The organism is Kordia sp., from assembly GCF_045105435.1.
GTDB lineage: Bacteria > Bacteroidota > Bacteroidia > Flavobacteriales > Flavobacteriaceae > Kordia.
Genome location: NZ_JBGCDL010000196.1, coordinates 1 through 5,817 on the forward strand (window position 1 = coordinate 1; position 5,817 = coordinate 5,817).

The 5,817-nt window shown below is 36.2% G+C and carries 3 protein-coding genes; all 3 read right to left on the reverse strand.

What is annotated here, in order from left to right; genetic code table 11:
* Positions 1-28: 28 nt before the first annotated feature.
* The gene (locus AB8B65_RS10390) at positions 29-1,468 is read right to left on the reverse strand and encodes an alpha-amylase family glycosyl hydrolase (protein WP_405300905.1); all 1,440 of its coding nucleotides are present in this window, start codon (positions 1,466-1,468) and stop codon (positions 29-31) included.
* 37 nt (positions 1,469-1,505) lie between these two features.
* The gene (locus AB8B65_RS10395) at positions 1,506-3,896 is read right to left on the reverse strand and encodes a TIM-barrel domain-containing protein (protein WP_405300906.1); all 2,391 of its coding nucleotides are present in this window, start codon (positions 3,894-3,896) and stop codon (positions 1,506-1,508) included.
* 3 nt (positions 3,897-3,899) lie between these two features.
* A partial coding sequence (locus AB8B65_RS10400; protein WP_405300907.1) for an alpha/beta hydrolase occupies positions 3,900-5,817 on the reverse strand: 1,918 nt, incomplete at its 5' end.

Consider the following 5,817-nt stretch of genomic DNA (forward strand, 5'->3'; position numbering starts at 1 on the left):
AGACAACTTTTTTAGTCTTTAGTATAGCTTACTCAGAAACCAATACCATATATTGCCAAGGTTTCAAGGCAACATCTTGTCCTTCTCTAAATATAATAGTATCACCATTTATATAATTGGTAAAACTTCCCGAAAGATCAATTGTTGTAATGACAGCTTCTTTAGATAAATTTCCAATATAATACACTTGCTTGCCATCTTTTTCGCGTTTAAACGCCAACACATGATCGGCTTTACTCGTTTGTAATTTGGTATACGAAGCGGCATTTTTTCCACCGTGCAATGCTACATTGGCATTCTTTAAAGTACCTAACTTTGCTAACAATGGCCATGTTTTTCCTTTTTCTTTCGGAATTTCATCTTTCTCAAAGAATTTCAAACGGTGTTTCATATCGTATTCTTGACCCGAATAAATCAACGGCATTCCAGGAGCAACAAAACTCAATGCAGTAAAAGCTGCTGCACCTTTGCCCATGCGCTCTTCAATAGTTCCGTTCCATGAATTTTCATCATGGTTGGTTACAAAATTCATTAAAATATCGTCTTGTTCGTATAAAGAATCGATCTGTTGCATGCGTTTGTCCCAATCGGAAACTGTTTCTTCACCTTTTGCAATATGATTCATTTTATGATGTGTATCCCATCCATACGCCATATCAAACAATTTGCCTTTCAATAACTCAGGTTCCCAAGCTTCAGCTAGCATAAAAATGTCTTTCTTAGCACGTAATTGCGGAATTGCTTCTTCCCAAAAATCTGTGGGAACAGAACCAGCAACATCACAACGAAAACCGTCAACACCTTCATCTGTCAACCAATATTGCATGTCTTTTACCATCGCTTTGCGCAACTCCTTATTGTCATAATTCAAATCAGCAACATCTGCCCAACCTACAGGAATCCCATCTTCATTTAACGGATCTGTAATTTCACCTTTGGCATTTTTCGTATAAAATTCTGGATTTGTTTTCAACCACGTATGATCCCAACCTGTATGATTTGGAACCCAATCCAAAATTACATATATGCCATTTTCATGTGCCGTATTCACAAGTTTTCTAAAATCTTCAATAGTTCCAAACTCCGGATTAATCTTTGTAAAATCAGAAACCGCATAATAACTTCCTAAGTACTTTTTACGTTCTTCCGGATCTTTAATTTCACTAGCAAAATCGCCACCAGTAGCTTTGCGTTTGGTTTCTGAAATTGGAAAAATCGGCATCAGCCAAATCACTTTTACGCCTAATTGCTTTAACTGCGGAATATCTTTCGTGAACGCATCAAAAGAACCTTCTTTTGAATACTGACGAATGTTCGCTTCATAAATGACAGCACTTTCCATCATTTCGTTAGATACTTTTGCAATGGTAGCTTTTTTCTTTTCGGGTGTTTTTTCAGCTTCTTTCTGTTTCGTTTCGCACGATACAAAAAGAAGTATGGTCATTAAAAATAAAGGTAGTTTCTTCATTATAGGTTAATTTATATATGTTTGTTAAATCGAATTTTTATAATTTGATGATTATTTTTTGTTTTCTATCGGTATTCCAATCAATTGAAAAAGACAACATGTTAATATGTGTAATCCAAGTAAATTTCACAAGCTTTCCGCGAAATTTTACTTTTTTAGGTATTTTATTAAGATTGTGAATAACAACATCAATTTTTTTGGTACTTGTTGAATAATTGACGCCAGTTTCAGCTTCCAATTCAATTTCTAATACCTTCTTTTTATACTCACTTTCAAACTCCAATACTTCGTACATTTCTTTTTCAAAAGCATTTTTAGTTTCACCATCATCATGGTACAAAACGCGTTCACTTTCGTTGATAGTTTCATCGTGGTAATAATGCAATGCAAACGTAGTTCCATCATATTCAGAAGTCGTTTGCATCGGTTTCGCCATCGGAACAAACGCACCAGCTCTAACATATACAGGAATCGAATTTTCTTTCGTTTTTACCATTTTTGTTTGTCCACCAATCACTTTTTTATCCGTTTTAAAGTCAATCCAAACCGCATCTTTTGGAAAATACACTTCTTTAGTTTGCACACTATCTTTCACAATTGGCGTAACTAAAAAGTCATTTCCCCATAAATAGGTGGAAGCATTATCATATAAGGATTTATTACTATCTTCTTCAAAAAACAACGGACGCATCAATGGTGTTCCTTTTTGATTATTTTGAAAAGCAATGGTGTAATTATAGGGTAATAATTGGTAGCGTAATTCAATAGCTTCTTTTGCTAATTTTTTCGCTCGTGCGGAACGAAACACAGGTTCACTTGGTACTTCTTCTTGTGCATGTGGTCTGTAAATTGGCTGAAAAACGCCGTATTGCAACCATCTTATGTATAAATTATCATTCAAATTTGCACCTGCAAAACCACCTAAATCAGAGTGCATATAACTCAAACCTTGCATGGCCATTTGTAGTGCAATTTCTGTTTGTGATTGCAGTCCGCCCCAAGTTCTATTCACGTCGCCCGACCACGGAATTAACCCGTAACGCTGCGAACCCGAATAGCCTGCGCGCATTAAAATAAACGGTCGTGTATTCGGAAAATCTCTTGCGTAGCCTTCATACACCAATCGTGCCCAATCGTGTCCGTAAATATTATGTTTTTCATTGGCAGTTCCGGTGTGATGCAATAGTTTTTCAGGATGTACTTCTGGTTCTCCCAAATCGCCCCAAACACCTGCAACACCTAATTTTGCAAGTTCTTTATAAATTCCCCAAAACCATTTTTCTCCTTTCGGATTGTAAATATCAATCAAGCCCGTATTTCCAAAATAGAAATCGAATTTAAACGGATTTCCAACAGAATCTTTGGCTAAAATTCCCAAATTAGATGCTTCATACCAACGTTTAGAAGTCGTTAAAATAAACGGTTCTGTAATAAAAACTGTTTTTACACCTTGCTTCTTAAAATCTGTAATCATTTGTTTGGCATCGGGAAAAGAATCTTTGTGCACTTTCAAGTTTCCCATCGTTCCTTTAATCTCTTTTCCAAACCAATACAAATCTAAAATGATAGCATCAACAGGAATTTTTTCATCTTTAAATGCTTTAATTGTTGCTTCGGTTTCTGCTTGCGAATGGTAGCCAAATCGACTTGAAAAGTTTCCAAATGCCCAACGTGGTGGCAACGGTTGTTTTCCTGTTAAATCGGTATAATTATGAATTACATCTAACCAAGAATCGCCCGCAATAACTTGATAGGTTTTGCGACCTGAAATGGTTTCGTACGTAAGCGTATTGTCTTTTTTACTATCCAAATCCAAATACCCAATTGGCGCATTGTCAAAATGAATCATATATTTCTTGGATGACATTACAATTGGAAGCGTGAAATTCATCAACTCCGAACGTGTTTCGTATCCGTAATGCGCTCGGTTGTATAGTTTCAAGCGATTTCCACGACGATTCATTCCCAAAGCACGTGCGCCGCCGCCCATGAGAATTTCATCTTTCGTTAAATTGAAATCAATCGCTTCGCCGTCAGCTATTTTTTGATAGCCGTTTTTCTCAGAAATGATTGGTTTTCCTTTGTATTCATAATAAATTTGAAATGGCAACGTGGAAATTTTCACAGAAATTCCTGCTGTTTTCAGTACAATTCCCTGTTTATCTTCCCAAAATTCAGTCTTTGGAACCGTTGGTTGCATCACTACTGCATGCGAATTAAGTTGTGTTGTTTCTCCTTTGGGAACAAATGTAGTTTCCATAATTTTATCAGAATACGCTGTAAATCTATATACACCATCGTGCACTCTGACTTCCAAACTCGCCTTATTTTCATCGTAAGAAGTGAATTTTACAGCTCGTTTTGAGTTCTGCGCCAGCGAAAATTGGCAATATAAAAGTGATATGAATAATAGTTTAAATAGTTTCATAGATTAGTTCTTTAGTAAGAAAGTCAATGGAATGTGCAATCGTTTTTGCCAAGAATTTTCGGAATGGTTGGCACCTTCAAACAATAGGTTTTTATAATTTGTATCGGTATAGCCTTTTTTCATAAAAATAGTATCTACAATTTTTGCGTATTGCGGATAGTATTTGTCCAACGTTTCTGTTCCGTAATCAAAATAAAAACGATGTGTTTTTGGTGAAGGCAAATGATCACTCATGTATGCAAAAAAGGTATCTGGAATCGGATTGTCTTCCGATGGCATCGTACCAACCCAATGTGTAGAAATACACGCGGCGGCACCAAATATTTCTGGATATTCGCACATAGCGTACATGGAAATTAATCCGCCCATGCTTGAACCTGCAACATGCGTATTGTCGCGATCAGTTTTTACGGAATACGTATTGTCAATGTAGGGTTTTAGTTCTTCCGTAAGGAATTTTAGATAATTATCTGCGCTAAATGTCACATCAAAATTATTACTTTTTGCTTCTGCAAGCAATCTTGTTTTCGTTTCTTCATTTAAGTAGTCAAATGCTTTCTGAGGAAAATAATCTTGCCAGCGAATTGCAGGAATATTGTATGGAGCAACTACGATGAAATCTTTTATTTTTCCTTCGTTCATCAATTTAGAAGCCACTTCGTCCACTTGCCATTCTTGATGATTCCAAGTCGTATTGGCATCAAATAAATTTTGTCCGTCATGCATATATAATACACTGTATTTCTTGTCTTTTGAATAGTTTTCAGGCAACCAAACATCTACATTTCTTGGACGAATGTATGCGGAAGGAAAATCTACAACACGCATAAGTTTCCCAGCTGCCAACGTTGCTGTTTTTACTTCTTTTGCAACAGGTGTTTTTTCGCTTGGCTGAAATTGTACATATTCTGCAAATAACCAGAGCAACGCTGTTTTTAATTCGCTGCGCCAAAATGCTTCGCTGTGTGTTCCGTTTGGTGAAAATTTTGCGTTAAAATTGTCTTTTGGAAAACTATTTTTGCTTAAAAGTTGCAACATGTCATTGAGATTGTCAACCATATTTTCACCTTCTTTTTCGCCCATTAAGTAATATAATTTTGAGTTTTTAGCTTTCGCTAGATTGTTTCTTGTGAACGAAAACGTATCTGTTGAAAACCAAAATGAAGGCGAGAAAATGCCTGCTTTTCCAAATACATCAGGATGTGCAAAAGTGGCATAATGTGAAATCAATCCGCCCATAGAACTTCCCATAATGCCTGTATCTTTAGCGGCTGTTTTTGTTCTATATTTTTGATCAATTGCAGGTTTTAAAGTCTTTGCAATAAATTCCACATATTGTTTTCCTTGCGGCGAACCGTATTTTTCATGTTCCCAAGCGGTGTATTCTTGCATACGTTCTTCGCTGTTATCAATGGAAACCACAATAATGTCCAAACCATGTGTTTGATGTAATTTGTTAAGTGTTTCGTCTACTTCCCATTCGCCTGAATACGAAGTTGCCTTGTCAAATACATTTTGCCCATCGTGAATGTATAACACAGGATATGATGCTTTCGAATTTGCATAGTTTGGCGGCAAATACACTAAAATTTTCCGTGTTTTGTTGAGCTGTGGTATTTCAAAATTTTCTGCAAAGGTTTCTACATTTGGCTGTTTGGTAGCATTGGTTTCGTTTGCATTTCCGTTGGACCAAGCGCCAATAGAAACTTGTATCATTTCAGGATGTTCTTTAAAACTATAGGTTCTGTTTTCTATGTTTTGACGTTTTTCGTCCAATTCCACAGTTTCCCAACTTCCCAATGTAAATTTGAAATTGATGGTTTCCCGATGATTTGGAATTGTTATTTTGTAGTAGGTGCTATCCTTTTTTTCTAGTTTCAACTTAGGTCTTCCGCCAGACCAACCTTCAAAATCTCCTGAA